Below are 18,555 nucleotides of genomic sequence, written 5' to 3'. Positions count from 1 at the left end.
CTCACGAGAACAGCTCGGGGCGCTGGGCGACAAACTGGCCAACGGTGGTCGCGGGTTGCCCGGTGATCCGTTCGACCTCGTCGGTGGCCCGGTCGTAGCGCCCGGCTCGGTGCAGTTGCGCCATTGTGGCCAAGTGCTGTTCGAGGTGTGCGGGCAAGCCCAACGGCTTGATGACGGTTTCCATCCATGTTTCGTACGCTATGTCGGAACCGTGTATCGGCCTTCCCAGCCCGAGCGTGTATTCGGCGGCCAGCCCGTCGATATTAAGGCTTACCGGGCCGGTCAACTCGTACACGTCGCCGATGCGGTGATCAGGATCGAGAAGCACGGCGGCAACCACTCGTGCCACATCGTTGCTGGCGATCGGTGAGGTTCGACCGGTTCCGAGCGGGAGGGCCAACAGGTTTCGGTCACGAAGCGAAGGCGCCGCGAACGAGGTGAAGAGCGGGTTGTCCAGAAAGGCTGTCGGTCTGATGTGCACCACCGGTACGCCCGACCAGTTCAAGACGTGCTCGGCGAGGTAGTGCAATCGATGTTGACGAGACTCCCCGACACTGGTCGCCGTCATCTGGGAAACGGTCATCTGCGACATGTTCACGACCACCTCCAGGCGGCCGTATTCCAGTGCGGCATCGCAGACGATGACCGTGGCCTGCAGGTAGTCCGGGGACACACCCATCGAGAAGAACATCCGGTCGGCACCGGCCATCGCTTCGGCGACGTTCTGCGGGTCGGTCAGGTCACCGACCACGACTTCAGCCCCCATATCGCGTAGCGGGTCGGCACGGGCGTCATCGTGATGGACCACCGCGCGGACCCGGTGCCCGCGTTGGCGTAGAAGCTCGATCACCTGCCGGCTCACGCCGCCGGTGCCGCCACCTGCGCCCGTGACCAGATACAAGCGTTCAGCCATGTTCTACGGGGTGCCTTCCCAATGTTTGGCCAGCGGGGTTCCTGCGAAATGTTCGAGCATCAGTCGGGAGAAGCCCAGCAGCGCGCTACGCGGCCGGTGATTCACCACGATGTGTTGTGTCTGCCCGGCCGCATTGAATGTGACCTGCACGATCACGTAGGTGGGCACGCCCCGGACACTGCTGGAGTAGTCCTCGATGAATCTGTCTTCCCCGCACGGACCGGCGTGGGCGAATTGCTGGTCGTCGTAGTGCCTTCGCGCGGCATCCACGATGGCCCGCACCGACTCGGCACCGTGAGCGGTGCCGTCCATCGCGGCGGCCTCCAGCGTGACGTCCTCGGCCAGGTTGTCCAGCCACTCCGGGTAGTAGGGCTTTCCCATGTAGGTCATATCCGCCTCCAGCGAGCCTCGGCAGGGAGACGACCTGAGTATCCGCCAACGTCGGCCCAACTCGCTGCCTTCCAACGAAAATCCGTTCGACACAGCATTTTCGAAGGTCTCTCACAGACAGAGCGGCCGAATCGGACGGTCAGATGTCAGCCGGCGGCGGGGTTCTCGAGGACAACGGCGACGCCCTGCCCCGACCCGACGCACACGCCGACGACGCCGTAGCGGGCGTTGCGCTCGCGCAGTTCGGTGGCGAGCGTGAGCACATACCGCGTGCCGGTGGCACCGAATGGATGCCCGATCGCGACGGCGCCCCCGTTCGGAGTGAGCTTGTCATCCGGGACGGTGAACCCGCCGAGCTGGTTGGGCAGTTCACGCAGCACGCCGAGTGCCTGGGCGCTGAACGCCTCGTGGACCTCCCACACGTCGATCTGCTCGGGCGTCAACCCGGCCCGCTTGATGGCCAGCGGTATCGCCCAGGCCGGGGCGAGGCCCATTACCAGCGGGTCGATGCCGTACACGGCTGACGACACCACCCGCGCCAGCGGCCGGACCCCCAGTTCGGCGGCCCGCTCGCCCGACGCCAGCAGCACGGCGCTGGCGCCGTCGGTCAGCGGAGTCGAGTTGGCCGCCGTCATCTGTTTGGTCCCGGGTTGCGGCGGCAGCTTGGCCAGTTGCTCGGCGGTGGTGTCGTCGCGGATGAACTCGTCGTGCTCGAACGTCCGGCCCGGCGCCTTCTTCGTCGCGGCGATCTCGACCGGCATGATCTCCTTGGCCAGCCGGCCGGAGTCCCGCGCTGCCTTGGCGTGCTGCTGGCTGCGCAGCGCGAAGGCGTCGATCTCCTCACGGGTGAGTCCGTAACGGTCGGCCACGTTCTGCGCGGTCTCGATCATGCCGATGTAGGCGTTGCGGGCCAGCAGCGCCGGGTTGGGCGGACCGCCGGCACCCGCCCACATGGTGTCGAGCAGGATCACCGGCCCGCGCGGCGAGAACGGTGCGTCGCCCTTCATGTAGGCCCAGCCCGAACGTGACATGGACTCGACACCGCATGCCATCCCGACGCCCAGGTCACCGGCTCGGATCGCGTGCGCCACGTTGATCGTGGCGCTCAGCGACGAGGCGCAGAACCTGTTGATGGTCGCCCCGGCGACTGTGTCGGGGAAGCCCGCTGCCAGCGCGGCCCACCGGCCGACATCGCCCATGCCCTCGTGGGCGGGGTTGACGCAGCCTGCGACGATGTCCTCGACCTGGTCCATCGGTACGCCGACGCGTTCGCACGCGCCTTTCATGGTCATTCCGAGCAGGTCATCGGCACGGATGTGTGACAACGAGCTGCCGTACCGGGCGAAAGGTGTGCGAACACCGCCGAGCACAAATGCATCAGTCATGAGTGGCTCCCAGGGTCACCCGGAGCGTAACGCGCACGGAGGGCATCGGGTCAGAAACGACTGGGAGGAAGCACCTCACAGCTACAAGCCATTCGGTCGTGGCAGGTCTGCCCTGCCCCGCACACCATGGATCGATGCGCAATCACCCCTGGATGCACGTCGTGCGCACCGCCGCGATCCTGGCTGCCGCGATGGGGATCGGACGTTTCGCATACACCCCGATCCTGCCGCTGATGACGGCGCATGCCGCGCTCAGCACCTCAGCGGCGGGCCATCTTGCCACCGCCAACTATGTCGGGTACCTCCTCGGCGCAGTCGCCGGCGCGGGCTCGCCACGGCTGTCCCGTTCGATCACCGCATGCCGAGTGTCGCTCGTGGTGCTGGTGGTCAGCCTGGCGGCAATGTCGTTGACCGGCAATGTCTTCGGTTGGATGGCTCTCCGCGTGGTGGCCGGGGTGGCCAGCGCCCTGGTGTTCGTCATCGCCATCAATACGGTGCTGGATCATCTGCACGGTCATCCGCCGCACCTACCCGGCTGGGCATTCGGTGGTGTCGGCGTCGGCATCGCCTTGTCGGCCGCGCTGGTGTTCGGTCTGCCGGCGCAGAACGGGTGGAAGGCGGCGTGGTGGCTGGCCGCCGGACTCACCGCGGTGTTGGGTGCCGCCGCGTGGGGCCTGCGCCCGGCCCCGCCGGCTGAGGCATCGAAAGATACTGTCGGCAAGCGGAATACCACGCGCCGCCCGTTCGCCCTACTGTTCGGCAGTTACACCCTCGAGGGCATCGGGTACATCATCGCGGGCACCTTTCTGGTGGCCGCCATCGCGCAGAACTCGCCGGGCCGGCTGGGCACCGGGGCGTGGCTCGTCGTCGGACTGGCGGCAATCCCCTCCGCCGCGGTGTGGGCACGGCTGAGCTCCCGCTACTCCCACCCCGTTCTACTCACCGGGGCACTGCTGTTGCAGGCAGGCGGAATCGGCCTGGCGTGCATCGGAAACGGCCTTGCGGCGCTCATCGGCGCGGTCCTGTTCGGCGGTACGTTCATCGGGATCAGCACGCTGGCACTGGCCGCCGGCCGGCTGCTGCAGTTCCCGGGAGCTGTCGCGCTGCTGACCGCCGGCTACTCCGTCGGCCAGATCATCGGACCGGTCGCGGTGTCACCGTTCGTGCACAACGGGTTTCGGACCGCCTTGGCGGCCGGGGCGGTCGTGGTGTTACTCGCCGCCTTCGCCGCGATCTCGATACGGGTCGTCAGCGGGCAACCACGCTCCGGTGTCACCGATACCGAGGTCCCCGACACCGCGGGTGAACGCGTCGATCACGGCGCGCACAGCCGGACTGTCCTCGTCGCGGCGCCAGACCAATGACCAGGTCCACAGCGGGACCGGCCCCAGCACCGGACGCCGGACCAGGTCCTTCGGCAACGGCGCGTCCTGCCCCTTGGGGTTGTTGAGCACCGGCCGCCGCAATTCCCGGACGTGCTCGAAGAAGGTCGGCCCGGTCACGCCGCCGTCGTCGGTGCGCATGACGCGCGCCCCGGTGTCGGCCGCGAACTGCTCGCCGTACCGGTTCCACGAGGACCAGCTGGCGGCGTCGGCATCCACCAGCACCAGGACGTCGGCGGCTTTCACCGGCGTATCGTCCGGCCCCGCGGACAAGGCGTACAACCGGTCGACGCCCATCAGGCGGGCGTCGAGTCCCAACGCATCGAGGTCGGGGGTCTGCACCCAGCAGATCGCGAGGTCCAGGCTGCCGTCGGCGACGCGGGCCGCCTGGGTGTGCGACGGCATCACCCAGGTGTCCACCCGCAGCTGCGCCAGTCCGGCCGCGCGCTCCGCCAGATCACCCGGACACCAGTTCACGTACCCGACCCGCACCGGTTCCTTCGTCGCCATCCCCGCTGCGCTCCTGCGCAATTCGTCGGCCTGCTGAATCAAGGCCCGAGCGCCGGGCAGCAGTGCGCTCCCGGCCGCAGTGAGTGCCACCGAGCGCCGGTCACGGTCGAACAGCTGCACCTTGAGGTCGCGTTCCAGCGCTTTGATCTGCTGGGACAGCGACGGGCCCGCGATCCGCAGGCGCTCTGCCGCGCGCCCGAAATTCAGCTCCTCGGCGACGGTCACGAAGTACCGCAACTGGCGCAGTTCCACTGAACGAGCCTATTAGGCGGAACCTCGCAGCAACGAGCTATCCCGTCACATCGGCCGGACATCACCGGCCCGGCGAATGCGTTGAGGTGTGCGTCCGACCAGTTCCAAGACAAGGAGACCACCGTCATGAGCACCACACCACACGTCGCAGTCATCACCGGCGCCTCCCAGGGCATCGGCGAAGCCCTGGTGGCGGGCTACCGCAAGCTGGGCTACGCCGTCGTCGCCAACTCCCGCAACATCGGTGAGAGCGACGACCCGATGGTGCTGACCGTGCCGGGCGACATCGGCCGACCGGGCGTAGGCAAGCAGGTGATCGACGCGGCCGTCGAGCGCTTCGGCCGGGTCGACACCGTCGTGAACAACGCCGGCATCTTCATCGCCAAGCCCTTCACCGACTACACCGACGAGGACTACGACGCCGTCACCGGAGTCAATCAGCGCGGCTTCTTCGAACTGACCCGCGCCGGAATCGCCGCGATCGAATCCCACGGCGAAGGCGGACACGTGGTCACCATCTCCACGAGCCTCGTCGACCACGCCAACTCCCAGGTGCCCTCGGTGCTGGCGTCCCTGACCAAGGGCGGGCTGAACGCCGCAACCAAGGCGCTGGCAGTCGAGTACGCGTCGCGGGGCATCCGGTCCAACGCCGTCGCACTGGGCATCATCCGCACCCCGATGCACTCGCCCGAGACCCACGAATTCCTCTCGGCGCTGCATCCGGTCGGCCACATGGGCGACATCGACGATGTGGTCGACGCGGTGCTGTACTTGGAGCGGGCCGGGTTCGTCACCGGTGAGATCCTGCACGTCGACGGAGGTCAAAGTGCCGGGCATTGAGAACACCGGGCGGATTCTCCGAGACGTCCTCGACGTGTGGCAGGCCGGCATCGCCGACCAGGAGCCCCAGCGGGTGGCCGAGGTGTTCACCGACGACGCGATCTTCCAGGGCCTGCACCCCTACACCGTCGGTCCGCAAGGGGTGTTCGATTACTACGACTCCCAGCCGGTGGGGCTGACCGTCGACTACCGGATCAATGAAACCCGTCGGCCCGCCGACAACGTGATACTCGGTTATCTACGTGCGGATTTCACCCGCCCTGACGGGACGGTCGTCCCCCTTAACCTCAGCGTCCTGGTCACCCAGGGCGACGTGGGCTGGCGAATCGTGCACTACCAGGTGTCGGCGGTGCCCGACTGAGGCGACGGCGCCGGTCAGCGCCGTGTGCTGATACCGCTCGTCGCGCGAGTTATCAGAGGTGGCACAGGCAATTGTTGACGCCGGGCTGATCGCTGACTCATCATCAATATCGATGATCGAAGTCAGCGAGCAGGCGGCATTAACCGAGATGGAGCGCCGACTGACCTCGGAATTTCCCGAGGTGACGGCGGCGACGATTCACGCGGCCATCATGCTGGCTTATGGGCGGTTCGCCACGAGCCGGATACGTGACTTCGTCCCGCTGTTCGTGGAGCGGCAGGCACGAAAGCAGGTCTCCAGGCTGTACCTGGCCGGCCAGCTCGTCGCGCCCGGTGTGGAGCGCGACGTCGTCGTGATCGGCGCCGACGTCAATCCCCCGAGCAGCCCGGGAGATTAAATCACCCGGAGTGAATCCCCGTCGTAGCCGAACCGGCTCCGCAGTTGGACCAGCAGACGCTCCGCCTCGGCGATGCGCGCGTGCATCCGGACCAGCGCTTCCGGCACGGGCGCGTCGGCCACCCGACTGCGTTCCCGAAGGCGTCGCCACCGGAGTTCGGCGGCCGCGAGATGGTCTCGCAGCTCGGCGATTTCGCCGACCAGAATGTCCTCGAACAGCCGCGATTGTGCAACGTCAGCGCTGTGCGCGGGCCTGGAACAGGCAACCGGGGCGGCCGCGCGGGAAACCACGCGCGGCAAGGGATTGCACACCGCGGCCGTATCGGCCCCGACTGTCGAGGCAGAGATGCTCCCGCTCCCGAACTCCCGTGATATCAACGTCACGAGGGGATCATGGAGCAGCTCGCGATTCAAAGCCACCGCACATGTTTCACCTGGAATACCGCCTCTGGTCACCTACCGGTTACCCGATGTACGTTTGACGGCCTTTGCGCGCGGGCGGCGTCCGTGGTCGGTACGCCTAGCTGAGCGCGGGGATGACCTTCTGCTCGAACAGTTCGATACCGGACCGGTCGTAGGCGGCCTCCGGGAAGTACAGAATCGCGTACTCACACCCGAGGTCGCGCATCCTCTGGAGCTTCTCGATGACCTGTTCGGGTGTACCGCTTGCCGATTCGGGGGCGGTGACGTTGGCGAGCATGGCATCGACGGTCGCCTCACCGGCCACCGGCACCTGCCGTGCCCGCAACCGCGCGACCCGCTCGGCGACGTCGGCTTCCGAGTCGCCGATGACGGCGTTGAAGTTGGCTGATCGCACGATCGCGCCGTAGTCGGTTCCCACGTCGCGGCAATGGTCGGCCAACACCTGTGACTTGTGGGCAAAGCCCGCCGGCTCAGAGGTGAAGTTGGTGTACTGCGCATACTTGGCGGCGATACGCAGCGTCACCTTTTCGCCGCCGCCGGCGATCCACAACGGGATGCCACTGTCCTGCAAAGGCTTCGGAGCGACGATCGCACCGTCGACCTGGTAGTGCCTGCCCTCGAAGCTGACCCGCCCGTCACGCCATGCATCACGCATGATCTGGACGCCCTCGTCGAGCCGGCCCAGCCGCACCCCGGCCGACGGGAAACCGTAGCCGTAGGCCCGCCATTCGTGTTCGTACCAACCGCCGCCGATACCCATCTGCACCCGGCCGCCCGAGATGATGTCGGTGGTGGCGGCGATCTTGGCCAGGTAGACCGGATTGCGGTAGCTCATCGCGGTACACATCTGGCCGAGCTTGATCCGCGACGTCGTCGCGGCATACGCCGCCATCAGCGACCACGCCTCGTGGGTGGCCTCGTCGGTCGGCACCGGAACGGTGTGGAAGTGGTCATAGACCCACAGCGAGTCCCAGGTGCCTGCGTCGGCGTAGGTCGCCAGGTCACGCATCACCTGCCACTGGCTTTCGATGGGAATGTCGACGAGGTCAAGGCGCCAGCCCTGCGGGATGAAGAGTCCGAAGCGCATGAATGCCGACTCTACGACGCCGACGCGTGTCGTGGCACGGCGCTAGCCTGAGTTTTATGGCCCTTTCCAAAGAAGAACGCGAACAGTTTCTGGCCGAGCCGCACATCGCCGCCCTCTCGGTGTACGCGGGCGACAAGCGCGGTCCGCTGACCGTCCCGATCTGGTACCAGTACAGCCCTGGTGGGGAGCCGTGGGTCCTGACCGGGGTGGGATCACGCAAGCACCGGCTGATCGAGGCGGCCGGGCACGCGACGCTGATGGTCGAGCGGCTGGAACCGACGGTGCGTTACGTCGCCGTCGACGGTGCGGTCTCCCGCATCGAACCGGGCACCGACGAGCAGCTCGTCGAGATGACCAAGCGCTACCTGGCTCCCGAGAAGGTGGAGCCGTATCTGGAGTTCGCCCGCAGTGAGCACGGTGAGAGCGTCGCGGTGTTCTTCAAGCCCGAGCACTGGCTGTCCTCTGACCTGGGGGCGCTGTGACGCCATGAGCTCGCGCCAACGGGTGTTCCGGTGGCTCTACCGGCTCGGGGTCACGCCCTGGGACGGCCACCCGTTGGCGCACAGCCTGACCGATCTGGTCGAGAGAACATCGTTGCCCCCCGGGACCGCGCTCGATCTGGGCTGCGGGACCGGGGACAACGCGGTGTACCTGGCCCGACACGGTTGGCGGGTCACCGGTGTGGACTATGTGGCCAAACCGCTGAAGAAGGCTCGGGCCAAGGCTGAGGGCCTGCCCGCGTGTTTCGTCAAAGCCGATGTGACACAACTGAGTTCATCAGGCTTCGGGACGGGGTTCCAGCTGATCATCGACAGCGGATGCCTGCACGGCATGAACGCCGCCGACCGCGATGCCTACGTCCGGGAAGTCAGCGCGGTAGCCGCCCCCCGGTACACAACTGCTGATCGTGGCGTTCATCCCGGGAGCGTCGATGGGCGTACCCGGCATCGGGTTCGATGAGGTGCAACGACGTTTCAGCGACGGCTGGACGTTGCTGTCCAGCGGGGATGAGCCCGTGATGGACCAGAACGGCGCTCACCGGGCGCGGCATTATCTGTTCGCACGTGCGGCATAGATGTGGTTCGAGCACTGAGATAACCCGACCCTCATCGAATCACGCTACGGTGCAGTGCAGTTGGCGCGTCGTCAACGGGAGCATGTTTGCCCGCCGGATCTGCGCTACGGCTCGAACACCAGCAACGGCTTGCCTCCGTGCTCGGGAGCTTCGGCCAGATGGACAGCATCGCTGAACTTTTCGACCGGAATCGGCTGGCCCTCCGGAACCCGCAGGGCCCCGCCGGCCGCGAGTTGGACCGTCCGGTCGATCGTCGCGGCCATCCGGTCTTTCGGGGTCTCGGTGAACCAGCGGAACAGCCAGAACCCCCGAACGGACTTGGTTTCGTAAATCAGTGAACGCGCGAAAATCGGGATGGTGAGTTTGGCGGGGTCGGTCTGGCGGTGCGTGGACAGTGCACCGTAGACGACCAGCTCGCCGTGCGGTGCCAGAGCCCGCGACACGTCCGCACCCACCTGACCGCTGACACAGTCGATCGCTTTGGACACCCCACCCTCGCCCGCTATGTCGGCCACGCGCTCACGCAGGTCCTCGTCCTCGGTGCAGATCACCGCGGTGCCACCCAACGCGAGAATGTCCTCGACGGCGGATCGACGCCGCACCACATTGAGGGTCTTGAAGCCGACGTGTGTCCCGAGTTGGATGACCAACTGACCAACGGTTGATCCGGCCGCCGTCTGCAGCAGCCATTCACCCGGCCGGACGTCGAGCACGTCACTGGTCAAGATCACGGCGGTGAGCGGATTGCTGAGAAGCTGCGCGGCCGTGGACGTGCTCAGGCTCGCGGGAATTGGCAACACCCGCTCGGCATCGGCAACGATGTACTCCTGCCACGTGCCGGTGACCCCGATCGTCACGACACGTTGCCCGACGGTCAGACCTTCTGTGTCGCTGCCGATTTCGTCGATCTCACCGACAGATTCGATGCCGGGCACCGCCGGGAACTCCGGGGTGAATCCGTATCGGCCGCGGATCGTGTGCAGATCGCTGGCCTCGACAGGCACCGCGGCCACCCGGATCCGAACTTGGCCGGGACCGGGCTTCGGAATTGGGCGGGCCTGTAGACGCAGCACCTCGGACGGTTCGCCGACCGTCTCGGCGACGACAGACCGCATCGTTGCCATCATCCTGCTGCCCCTTCAGTCGGATCCCGATCTCGGGGTGGTTCGGTGTCCAGAGCGTCATCCCCAACTCATGATGCTGCCACCATGACGGCGTTGTCGGTGCAAGGAAAGCGACGACGCCCTGGCCTCGCGCAATGACTACCGCGACGGCGATACGGATCGCCGCTCAGCTCTGGACGGCCGCGCGAGCCTCGATCGCCTTGACGCTGCTACTGAACGCCTTGGCCAGCGAGCGCTTTCCCACTGTGCCGAGAACTCCCGCGACAATTCGTCCTCTGAGATTCTTGCCCTCGCGCACGAGCACAGCGTCGATCTGAGTCGTGCCGTCAGGTTGTGGTGTCAGCGTGTAGGTATGACCCGAAGCGCCACCGAACAGATTGGAGTCGATGGTGGTGAGCTTCACGTACTGCGGATGCGACCAGTCGTAATGCAGACGTTCCCAGATACCGCCCGAGCCCTCCGTTACGTCAGCCTCATGGAGCCCCAGGCTGTGCACCTTCAGGTAGCCATCGGCGCTGTTCTTGAAGAGCTTCGATCGACCGGGCCCGAAATCGGTGAGCCCGGCGATGAACTGTTCGGGTGTTGCGGTGGTTGTCTCGTGAAAACGGATGATCGCCATTGGACAGTCCTCTCAACAGGGGTTTGTTGTCGATAGACCCAACAACCGCCCGCCATCCGTCGCCGATTCCGCCGATTGGGCCGCCAGCCAGTCCCTGTCATTACCGGGATTGGCAGGGACAGTTTCCCGACAAGCTCGTCGTAGCGTCGAGGGACGGCCGCACACTCCCTACCAGGCGGCACTCACTCGGCGCGACCGCCGAGATGCTTGGCCAGGAATCGGTCGGCCCGGTGGTAGAAGTCAAGGCGGTTCTCGGGTTTGACGAAACCGTGGCCCTCGTTCTCGTACATCGCATACTCGTAGTCGAGGCCGCGTTCTTCCATTGCCGCCACGATCTGCTCGGACTCCGCCCGCTTCACCCGCGGATCGTTCTCGCCCTGACCGATCAGGATCGGAATCCGGATGGCATCCACCCGCGACAGCGGCGACCGGGACCACAGGAAGTCCGGGTCCTCGCCAACTCGCTTGTGCCACAGCATGATCATCGGCTTCCAGTACTCGGGGAACGACTCGATGAGAGTGTTCAGATTGGACGGGCCGACCATCGAGATCGCGCACCTGAACACCTCGGGTGTGAAGGTCGCACCGACCAACGCCGCATACCCGCCATACGAGCCGCCGTAGATCGCCACCCGATCCCGGTCGACGATCCCCTGCCCGACCAGGTGATCGATGGCGTCCAACAGGTCCTCGTGCATTTTGGCGGCCCACTCATGGTTGCCGGCGTTGAGGAAATCCTTGCCATAGCCGCTGGAGCCGCGGAAGTTCACCTGCACACAGAGGTAACCACGGTTGGCCAGCCACTGCGCCTCGGGATCGAGGCCCCAGCCGACACGGCCCCACGGCCCGCCGTGCACGTCGAGGACGGCGGGTAGATCCTTGCGGTCCACCCCCGGCGGGAACGACAGGTAGCCGTGGATCGTCAGGCCGTCGCGGGCGGTGTAGCTGAACGGTTCCATCGGCACCAGCGGGTAGTCGTTGAGCTCTGGCCGGTGATCGAACAGGAAGGTCGCCGTTTGCGAACCACGGTCCCAGCGATAGAACTTCACCGGCCCGCAGTCTTGGTCGAACGCGACGAGCCAGGTGCTGTCGTCATCGTCGCGGTCGCTGATCACCAGCTCGCCCGGATGCAGCTGCTCGAGTGCCTCGACGTCGCCACGAATCGACTCGTCGAAGATCCGGTATTCCAGCCGCTCGCCGTACACCGTCACGCCCTGGACTTCCCGGGTGTCGGGATGGATGATCACGCCGCTGATGTCGTAGGTGGGATCTTCGGCGATCACCTCGGTCGCGCCCGATTCGATACCCATCCTGACCAGGCGGCTGGTGTTCGAGCCGACCGAGGACTGCAGATACATCGACCGGCCGTCCTTCGTGAAGCCAACGGGGCCGGTGGTTTCCGCATCCTCCGGTCCGACCTCCAACAGTGTCCGCCACGGCGACGTCTCGTCGTCACGAACCACGATGATCAGGCCGCCGTCGGGGGTCGGGGCGGCCGCGCCGCGCACCTTCAGGTCATCGTCGACCACCCAGCCGAGATAGCCGGGGTTCTCGACGATCTTTCGCAACTCGCCCGTGCTCAGATCGAGGTGATACACATCGTGCAGCTGCGGGTTGTCCTTGTTGATGCCCACCAGCACATCGTTGGGAAATCGCTTGCGGTGAGCGATGAGTCGACATTGCACATCATCGATCGGCGTCAGGTCGCGCTCGACTCCGGTCTGCAGGTCGACATCGAACAGCCGGAAGTTCTCGCTGCCGTCCTTGTCCCGGATGTACATGAGGTGGCGATTGTCATGCGCCCAGAAGTAGCCCTGTATCCCGCGGTCGGTGTCGCGGGTGACCGGTTTGTCATTACCCGACCCGGAGTCACCGACGAACACGTTCAACACGCCCTCGAGCGGGGCGATGTAGGACAACCGCGTGCCGTCCGGCGATATCTGTGCCGCGGCCCGTTCCGGCTGGCCCAGCAGGACCTCGAGTGGGATGAGTTTCGCGTCTTCCATGTCACCGGACATTCCAGCCCCCTCGTTCGATGTGCCGTCAATCATGCCTACCCGAGGTTCCGGCCGGAACATATTGGCGGGTCTGAACAGGAACCCGGCGATCGGACCGGGACACAGCGCACCTGCCGGACACCCGAAGGCAACACCCCGCACCGCTCCGCAGGAAACCCACAGATACTTCACAGCGGCTCTGCCGCAACGGAATTCGTGTCATGACGGGCTCCCAAGCGCCGTTAGGCTTCCGATATGACCTCGCCGCTGCGCGTGAATCCCGCCGCCCTCCGGTCGGCCGCCGGCGATTTCGACCACCTGGGCACCAACAGCGCCAGCACCGGCACAGAGCTGCAGTTCTCCGCACTTCCCGCTCAGCTTCCCGGCCTGAACAGCGGTGACGCCTGCCAGCAGGCCGGGACAGCCGTGGACTCCGCATGCCGGCGGGTCGCCGACCAGTACGCCAAACTCTCGACCAATCTGAACTCGGCGGCCGACACATACGAGAAAACCGACGCCCAGCTCGGCAAGGATGTGAAGAAGGCCGGTGACGGCACCGATGAGCCCGGCGACGGAGGCGACGGCACCACTCCCCCGCCGGCCGGCAAACAGGGGCCAGAGGCCATCCCGGTGGATCAGGTGACCTACGACAAAGGGTCCTGGCCATCGGGTCAGGACGCCACCCGTAACTACATCAACCAGGCGCTGGATCAGCGCGGCGTCACCGATCCGGCGGCCCGGCAACGATGGATGGACGCCTACCTGACCCTGACGGAACACGAATCCTCGTACAACCCCATGTCGATCAATGACTGGGACGTCAACTCGAAACCACCGAACTCGACCTACAACGTGTCCGATGGCTACGGCAACGGCTGCTCCCGCGGGCTCGCCCAGTGTGTTCCAGGAACCTTCGCCCAGTACCACCAGCCTGGAACGTCGAACAACATCTACGATCCGGCCGCCAACATCGCCGCGTCGATGAACTATCTGGTCGGGGAGTACGGCGTGAATCCCGACGGATCCGACATCCGGGCGAAGATTCCGCAGACAAACCCCGGCACCCATCAGGGGTACTGACCGATGACAGGAGAATTGGTGAAGCTCACGCGCGCAGTCTCGATCGTCCTCACCGCGGGCGCCGTGGTGGCGGGCCTGACGGCATGTCAGAACACCCCGGTTGCCGGGACACCCAGCCCCGATGCCTCCTCGGCCACCGGCATGGTGCACCCCGCGACGAGTCCCGCGGCCAGCCCGGTGTCGACGACGGCTCCACACGCCACGTCCGTACCCACGGCTGCGTGGATCCACTCCAACCGCCTCCCACTCAACGACTCTCAGCACTGGCCCGATCTGTCTGATTCGGCACAACCGCTGGGCAACAACACTTTCCAGATCGACAGCCTCTGCGCAGGTACACCGACGCAACTCGGTGGCGGCGAGAACGCTCGCTCTTTGATCGATCGTGGCGACAACAACTGGTCGGCTCAGCAGGTGATCGTGCACTATCCCGGCGATCCCTGGACCATGGGCCAGACCGCGCACGCTTCGTTCACCGCCCTGCAGGGCACGCTGACCGGATGTCAGGCGACATCGCCGACGGCGCAACTGACCGTGACTACCCCGAAGCAGTTCTGCCCGAGCATGCAACGCGGCGGCTGCAATCAAGTGGCAGCCGAAATTCGGCTGCCGGACAAGAACGTAACGGCGCACATGTACCTGGCAGTCGTCGGAAGCACGGTGACCGAACTGAGCGTGTGGTCCACGGGAACACCCGCAGCGCAGTGGCAGGCGCCTGCCGACGAAGATGTGTTCGCCGCGATGAACCCTCAGCTGTGCTCGGTATGGGAATGCTGAGGACCGCCAGACATGACGATGACGATCTCCGGGGTGAGCAACTCTCACCCCGAGCAGTTGACCGACGCCGGACGCCGCGCGGCAGACTCCGCCGGCAAGGTTTCCCAACAGATCGCCGACGGGCACGGCACCCTGAAACGGCTGGACGACGGTTGGAAGGGCTCGGCCGCTGATGCCGCAAATGCCGGCGCGAACCGCACTTTCACCGATCACCAGAAGGTGGCCGACACGTTGCAGCGGCTGCAAACGGTCCTGACAGACGGCGGCGGGAAATTGTCATCCAGCCGAAGCAGCCTGATCAACGACGTGGACAGCCTCAAACAACTCGGCTTCCAGGTGGCCGACGACGGGACTGTGTCTGTCCGTCCGGGTGGCCCACTGGATGCGGTGGCCAAACTGAGCCCGGTGACGGCCCTTGAGCTCCGGCAACTCGCCGCCGCCAACTCGGTCAAGCTCAAGACCCTGCTGGCCCAATTCGACAGCCAGGACCGGGAACTCGCCGACGCGATACGCAAGGCCACCGACGGCCTCAACCCGTCCGAGGACAAGCCCAAAGACCCGAATACTCCGCAGCAGCCGCCTCCAGACCAGCCGAAGCCCAACACCGACGACACCAACGCGCCGGTTCCGGGCCCGGATGCCAAACCGGGCGACCCCGGGTACAAAGTGCCCCACGCACCCGGCGACCCGGCGGAGGTGCCCCCGAAGCCAGGGTGGAAGGTCGACGCCAAGGGAGAGACGAATCCGCCCGGATACCCCCCGCAGCCGCCGGGCGAAGCACGCGATCAGAATTGGCGTGACTATCTCAACGGCAAGAACGGCGACGGCACCCAACGACCAGCGGGGCAGCCTCCCGAGGCCTACCCGCTGCCGGAGGCGGTCACCGACAAAAAGCTCAAGATCGTCGGTGCGGCCGAGAATCAACAGGGCACACGGTATGTCTGGGGTGGCGGAAGCAAGGACGGCGCAACCTCTGGGGCACCGGCGCGGGGAACAGACAAGTACGCGGACAAGATGCACGACTACGAACACACCGGATTCGATTGCAGCGGCCTCTCCGAATACGCCATCTATCAGGCCACCGGGTACGACCCGGGCAAGGGAACATCCGTGCAGTACGGGCACATGACCGAGGGGGCCGGGGCGTTCGGGTCGGTGGTGCAGACCGGGCCGAAGCTGGACACCTCGCAACTGCAACCCGGTGACGTCATCTACTACGACGGCGGCCAGGGGGTCGCGGGGGCACACGTCGCGATCTACATGGGCAACGGAGTCACGGTCGAGACCAGTGAGTCCGGCACACCCGCACACTCACAGGCAGCCACCACCTCCGACGGCACCGTCCGCGTGGTGCGGCCCAACTGATTCCTCTACGATCCGAGCCAGGAGACCAACATGAGAACGACCGCCCTCAACGCCCTTTGCGCAGCCACCTTGCTCACCGTGAGTGCCTGCCATTCGCAAGGCCCGTCGACCGTCGGAGCCACCCCGTCCGCCAGTCCCGTCCACGCGGCCTCCGTCACCGCGACCCCGGTGGACACCACAACCGCACCTACCGATCCGGCAACGCTGACGTTGTCTGTTGATGCTCTGAACAGCGTTGTGCAGCAGGCAAACCCCGGCGCCGCAGAATTCGACGCACTGGACCCGGCCGAAACCACACCGCGCGTACCGGACCCGGGTCCCATGGCTGTGTGTGACGCGGTGAACACGCTGTACTTCGCCGCGGGTACCCCAGCCACTACCAAGTACGTCTCGCAGTGGGCGGGCGCGCCCGGCCAGCACTATGTCAGCCAGACCATCGCTCTATATGACACCGCTGCCGCTGCATCGCAGAAATTCGGACAGCTCACCGCGGGGATTCCAGCATGCGCCAAGGCGTCAGCGGGTGAAGGCATCCCGTTCACCGTCACCCCGGGTGAGGCCGGATCTGACGTCGCACGCTTCACCGAGAAGCGCAAGCCCAATCCCAGCTTGTCAGGCGGGAGCTCCGGCGACGCCTCGGAGTATCGACTGGCGGGCTCGGCGATCGTAGGGGTCTCATCCAGCGAATCTCCCGCCGTCGTCGCCGCGGTCGCCGACAAGCTCGTGAGCAAGCTCGGCTGAGTCACAACCCGAGTGCGGCCATGGCACCGTCCACGGTCGCCGTACGCAGCTGCTCGTAGGGAGTGTCGGGGAACTGCAGGCAACAGTCCTGCAGGCCGCCGAAGGCGATGACCGAGCGGGTGGACTGTTCGAGCGTCGGGCGCCGGCCGAACACCAGCACCCCCAGCCTGGCCCGCCAGGCCAGCAGTTGGTCGATCAGCCCCAGATCGGCCAGGGTGGTCAGCTCGGAGACGATCAGCACGAGGTCGGCCAGGTGCCGGTAGTGGAAGTCGAAGTAGCCCTCGAGGAGCTCCCGCGCCGAGGCCCGGTTCGCTCCACGCCTGCTTTCCTGCTCGGCGATGAAGGCTTCACCCTCGTCGATGAGGGGTTGCACGATGCTGCGGACCAGGTCCTCACGCGACCGGAAGTGGTAGTACAACGCGGGTTTGGTGATGCCCAGACGGTCGGCGATGTCCTGCAGACTCGTGCGCACAACGCCTTTCTCGGTGAACAGCTCGCGCGCCACATCCAGGATGCGTTGCCGGGTATCCAATGCAGGCTTGGCCACGTAGCCAGCCTAACTTACTTAACGATAGGTAAGCTCACGACAGAATCACTTACCGACCGTTAAGTAAGGGGAATCGTGAAGGTACTCATCTCCGGCGCCAGCATCGCCGGGCCCGTACTCGCCTACTGGCTGTCTCGACACGGAGTCGCCGTCACCGTGGTCGAACGCTCACCCGCACTACGCAAGACAGGTGGTCACGCCGTCGACCTGTTCCGGCCGGCGATGGAGATCTCCGAACGCATGGGCGTGCTGCCCGAGATCGAGGCACACGCCACCGGCACCACCCAGATGATCATCCATCGACCCGGCACGTCGCACCCCACCCGCCTGGACTACGTCAAGATCATGGGGGCGATGTCCGACCGGCACGTCGAGATCATGCGGGATGACCTCAGCGAGATCTATTTCCAGGCAGGCTGTGACGATGTCGAGTATCTCTTCGGCGACACCATCACCTCGATCTCGCCCGATGGGGACGTGACCTTCGAGCACAACCCACCCCGGCGCTTCGACGTGGTGGTGGGAGCCGACGGGCTGCACTCTGGTGTGCGTCGTCTGACGTTCGGCGACAACGTTTCCGAGAGCTTCCTCGGTGGATACCTCGCTGTGGTGTCGGTGCCGAAGGACATGGCCCGTGACGGCGAGATGACCGGCTACTTCAAACCCGGCCACATGGCCGGGATCTACACTGCCGACCACCTCGACGATGCGCGTGCGGTCTACATCTTCCGCCCGAGCCAACCGCTGGATTACGACTACCGCGATGCGGAGCGCCAAAAGGCGCAACTGCGCGCCGCGTTCGAGCACATGGCCCCCGAGGTGGACCGCTGGCTCGACGAGGTGCCGCGGACCCCGACGTTCTACTTCGACGCCATCACCCAGCTGCAGATGTCCACGTGGTCACGGGGCCGGGTGACTCTCGTCGGGGATGCGGGCTACTGTCCCGGCCCGGCCGTCGGCGGCAGCACCAGCCTCGCGGTGTACGGCGCCTACGTCCTGGCTGCCGAGATGGTCCGGGCCGGTGACGATTACGCCGCGGCGTTCGCCGCCTGCGAACGCACGATGCGCGCGCCAGTTGAAGGTAGCCGAAAGCTGGCGCGCGTCAATGCGAAAACCGTGGTGCCCATGAGTGGTTGGGGCATACGCGCACTCGTGGGCACGGGCCAGTTGATCTCGTTGCTGCCGCTGGGTGTGACCCAGGCGCTGGCCCGGCTCAACACCAAGGGGGTACGGCTCTACGACACCATGCCGCTGCCTACCTGGCCCGCCGCGCTTCCGTGATCAGCACTCG

General features: G+C 65.9%; 19 protein-coding genes and 2 pseudogenes. 11 read left to right on the top strand and 10 right to left on the bottom strand.

From position 1 onward, the window contains the following. Nucleotide 1: 1 nt before the first annotated feature. The 3 genes from EYZ64_RS06045 to EYZ64_RS06035 all read right to left on the bottom strand — a co-directional run bounded on the left by EYZ64_RS06045 (nt 2) and on the right by EYZ64_RS06035 (nt 2,688). Complete coding sequence (locus tag EYZ64_RS06045) at nt 2–913, bottom strand: NAD(P)H-binding protein (RefSeq protein WP_135452659.1); 912 nt, start codon at nt 911–913, stop codon at nt 2–4. A gap of 3 nt (nt 914–916) precedes the next feature. After that, entirely contained in the window at nt 917–1,303 is a 387-nt protein-coding gene (locus EYZ64_RS06040) for a hypothetical protein (RefSeq protein WP_135452658.1), read from the bottom strand. A 146-nt stretch (nt 1,304–1,449) separates the two neighbouring features. After that, the gene (locus tag EYZ64_RS06035) at nt 1,450–2,688 is read right to left on the bottom strand and encodes a thiolase family protein (RefSeq protein WP_135452657.1); all 1,239 of its coding nucleotides are present in this window, start codon (nt 2,686–2,688) and stop codon (nt 1,450–1,452) included. 134 nt (nt 2,689–2,822) lie between these two features. Between EYZ64_RS06035 and EYZ64_RS06030 the strand changes: the two are divergent. Then, nucleotides 2,823–3,857, top strand: a pseudogene (locus tag EYZ64_RS06030) (YbfB/YjiJ family MFS transporter); the annotation flags it as partial. Between the two features lie 42 nt (nt 3,858–3,899). On the opposite strand, the gene EYZ64_RS32325 reads toward EYZ64_RS06030, so the two are convergent. Further along, nucleotides 3,900–4,832: a LysR family transcriptional regulator gene (locus EYZ64_RS32325; protein ID WP_135452656.1), complete on the bottom strand. Its 933-nt coding sequence runs from the start codon at nt 4,830–4,832 to the stop codon at nt 3,900–3,902. A 126-nt stretch (nt 4,833–4,958) separates the two neighbouring features. On the opposite strand from EYZ64_RS32325, the gene EYZ64_RS06020 reads away from it, so the two are divergent. The 3 genes from EYZ64_RS06020 to EYZ64_RS06010 all read left to right on the top strand — a co-directional run bounded on the left by EYZ64_RS06020 (nt 4,959) and on the right by EYZ64_RS06010 (nt 6,430). Then, nucleotides 4,959–5,672 carry an SDR family NAD(P)-dependent oxidoreductase gene (locus EYZ64_RS06020; protein WP_135452655.1) on the top strand — a complete coding sequence of 238 codons (714 nt, stop codon included), beginning with the start codon at nt 4,959–4,961 and terminating at the stop codon, nt 5,670–5,672. Then, the gene (locus EYZ64_RS06015; protein ID WP_135452654.1) at nt 5,659–6,033 is read left to right on the top strand and encodes a YybH family protein; all 375 of its coding nucleotides are present in this window, start codon (nt 5,659–5,661) and stop codon (nt 6,031–6,033) included. Before EYZ64_RS06020 ends, EYZ64_RS06015 begins: the two co-directional genes overlap by 14 nt. A gap of 112 nt (nt 6,034–6,145) precedes the next feature. After that, on the top strand, nt 6,146–6,430 hold the full coding sequence (locus EYZ64_RS06010) for a three-helix bundle dimerization domain-containing protein (protein ID WP_210115474.1): 285 nt from the start codon (nt 6,146–6,148) through the stop codon (nt 6,428–6,430). Here EYZ64_RS06010 and EYZ64_RS06005 read toward each other — a convergent pair. Together EYZ64_RS06005 and EYZ64_RS06000 are read right to left on the bottom strand one after the other, a co-directional pair. Beyond that, nucleotides 6,427–6,813 carry a hypothetical protein gene (locus tag EYZ64_RS06005; RefSeq protein ID WP_135452653.1) on the bottom strand — a complete coding sequence of 129 codons (387 nt, stop codon included), beginning with the start codon at nt 6,811–6,813 and terminating at the stop codon, nt 6,427–6,429. The genes EYZ64_RS06010 and EYZ64_RS06005 overlap by 4 nt on opposite strands. Before the next feature lie 136 nt (nt 6,814–6,949). Then, on the bottom strand, nt 6,950–7,939 hold the full coding sequence (locus EYZ64_RS06000) for an LLM class F420-dependent oxidoreductase (protein WP_135452652.1): 990 nt from the start codon (nt 7,937–7,939) through the stop codon (nt 6,950–6,952). Nucleotides 7,940–7,995: 56 nt separating this feature from the next. On the opposite strand from EYZ64_RS06000, the gene EYZ64_RS05995 reads away from it, so the two are divergent. Together EYZ64_RS05995 and EYZ64_RS05990 are read left to right on the top strand one after the other, a co-directional pair. Then, nucleotides 7,996–8,421 (top strand): pyridoxamine 5'-phosphate oxidase family protein, encoded by a 426-nt coding sequence (locus EYZ64_RS05995; RefSeq protein WP_135452651.1) that lies wholly within the window; start codon nt 7,996–7,998, stop codon nt 8,419–8,421. A 4-nt stretch (nt 8,422–8,425) separates the two neighbouring features. Further along, a pseudogene (locus tag EYZ64_RS05990) lies at nt 8,426–9,014 on the top strand (class I SAM-dependent methyltransferase). 104 nt (nt 9,015–9,118) lie between these two features. Here the strand turns inward: EYZ64_RS05990 and EYZ64_RS05985 are convergent. The 3 genes from EYZ64_RS05985 to EYZ64_RS05975 form a co-directional block, all read right to left on the bottom strand. Continuing rightward, nucleotides 9,119–10,129 (bottom strand): zinc-dependent alcohol dehydrogenase family protein, encoded by a 1,011-nt coding sequence (locus EYZ64_RS05985; protein WP_286174645.1) that lies wholly within the window; start codon nt 10,127–10,129, stop codon nt 9,119–9,121. 175 nt (nt 10,130–10,304) lie between these two features. Further along, nucleotides 10,305–10,757: a hypothetical protein gene (locus tag EYZ64_RS05980; protein WP_135452649.1), complete on the bottom strand. Its 453-nt coding sequence runs from the start codon at nt 10,755–10,757 to the stop codon at nt 10,305–10,307. 182 nt (nt 10,758–10,939) lie between these two features. Then, entirely contained in the window at nt 10,940–12,775 is a 1,836-nt protein-coding gene (locus tag EYZ64_RS05975; RefSeq protein WP_286174644.1) for a S9 family peptidase, read from the bottom strand. Nucleotides 12,776–13,009: 234 nt separating this feature from the next. Between EYZ64_RS05975 and EYZ64_RS05970 the strand changes: the two genes are divergently transcribed. From EYZ64_RS05970 to EYZ64_RS05955, 4 genes are read left to right on the top strand one after another with little or no spacing between them, the layout of a single operon-like run. After that, a complete protein-coding gene (locus EYZ64_RS05970) occupies nt 13,010–13,834 on the top strand; it encodes a type VII secretion target (RefSeq protein WP_135452648.1) in 825 nt (274 codons plus the stop codon). Nucleotides 13,835–13,852: 18 nt separating this feature from the next. Beyond that, nucleotides 13,853–14,611, top strand: coding sequence for a hypothetical protein (locus tag EYZ64_RS05965; RefSeq protein WP_135452647.1), 759 nt, complete (start codon nt 13,853–13,855; stop codon nt 14,609–14,611). Between the two features lie 12 nt (nt 14,612–14,623). Beyond that, nucleotides 14,624–15,976, top strand: a complete 1,353-nt coding sequence (locus EYZ64_RS05960; RefSeq protein WP_286174643.1) for a bifunctional WXG100 family type VII secretion target/C40 family peptidase — start codon at nt 14,624–14,626, stop codon at nt 15,974–15,976. A gap of 30 nt (nt 15,977–16,006) precedes the next feature. Beyond that, on the top strand, nt 16,007–16,717 hold the full coding sequence (locus EYZ64_RS05955) for a sensor domain-containing protein (protein ID WP_135452646.1): 711 nt from the start codon (nt 16,007–16,009) through the stop codon (nt 16,715–16,717). Nucleotide 16,718: 1 nt separating this feature from the next. Here the strand turns inward: EYZ64_RS05955 and EYZ64_RS05950 are convergent, their stop codons facing one another. Next, nucleotides 16,719–17,264, bottom strand: coding sequence for a TetR/AcrR family transcriptional regulator (locus EYZ64_RS05950; protein ID WP_167857723.1), 546 nt, complete (start codon nt 17,262–17,264; stop codon nt 16,719–16,721). A 75-nt stretch (nt 17,265–17,339) separates the two neighbouring features. Between EYZ64_RS05950 and EYZ64_RS05945 the strand changes: the two genes are divergently transcribed. Next, a complete protein-coding gene (locus EYZ64_RS05945; protein WP_135452645.1) occupies nt 17,340–18,545 on the top strand; it encodes an FAD-dependent monooxygenase in 1,206 nt (401 codons plus the stop codon). The last annotated feature ends 10 nt before the right edge of the window (nt 18,546–18,555 follow it).

Source organism: Mycobacterium sp. DL99 (assembly GCF_004762045.1).
GTDB lineage: Bacteria > Actinomycetota > Actinomycetes > Mycobacteriales > Mycobacteriaceae > Mycobacterium.
The sequence above is the reverse complement of the archived record's forward strand: the minus strand, read 5'-3'. Positions and strand labels throughout refer to the sequence as shown.

Bases quoted from the DNA above. Each gene is read 5' to 3' on its own strand.
- EYZ64_RS06045 (WP_135452659.1), bottom strand. From the start codon at position 913: ATGGCTGAACGCTTGTATCTGGTCACGGGCGCAGGTGGCGGCACCGGC.
- EYZ64_RS06040 (WP_135452658.1), bottom strand. From the start codon at position 1,303: ATGACCTACATGGGAAAGCCCTACTACCCGGAGTGGCTGGACAACCTG.
- EYZ64_RS06035 (WP_135452657.1), bottom strand. From the start codon at position 2,688: ATGACTGATGCATTTGTGCTCGGCGGTGTTCGCACACCTTTCGCCCGG.
- EYZ64_RS06020 (WP_135452655.1), top strand. From the start codon at position 4,959: ATGAGCACCACACCACACGTCGCAGTCATCACCGGCGCCTCCCAGGGC.
- EYZ64_RS06010 (WP_210115474.1), top strand. From the start codon at position 6,146: ATGATCGAAGTCAGCGAGCAGGCGGCATTAACCGAGATGGAGCGCCGA.
- EYZ64_RS06000 (WP_135452652.1), bottom strand. From the start codon at position 7,939: ATGCGCTTCGGACTCTTCATCCCGCAGGGCTGGCGCCTTGACCTCGTC.
- EYZ64_RS05995 (WP_135452651.1), top strand. From the start codon at position 7,996: ATGGCCCTTTCCAAAGAAGAACGCGAACAGTTTCTGGCCGAGCCGCAC.
- EYZ64_RS05985 (WP_286174645.1), bottom strand. From the start codon at position 10,129: ATGCGGTCTGTCGTCGCCGAGACGGTCGGCGAACCGTCCGAGGTGCTG.
- EYZ64_RS05980 (WP_135452649.1), bottom strand. From the start codon at position 10,757: ATGGCGATCATCCGTTTTCACGAGACAACCACCGCAACACCCGAACAG.
- EYZ64_RS05975 (WP_286174644.1), bottom strand. From the start codon at position 12,775: ATGTCCGGTGACATGGAAGACGCGAAACTCATCCCACTCGAGGTCCTG.
- EYZ64_RS05970 (WP_135452648.1), top strand. From the start codon at position 13,010: ATGACCTCGCCGCTGCGCGTGAATCCCGCCGCCCTCCGGTCGGCCGCC.
- EYZ64_RS05960 (WP_286174643.1), top strand. From the start codon at position 14,624: ATGACGATGACGATCTCCGGGGTGAGCAACTCTCACCCCGAGCAGTTG.
- EYZ64_RS05955 (WP_135452646.1), top strand. From the start codon at position 16,007: ATGAGAACGACCGCCCTCAACGCCCTTTGCGCAGCCACCTTGCTCACC.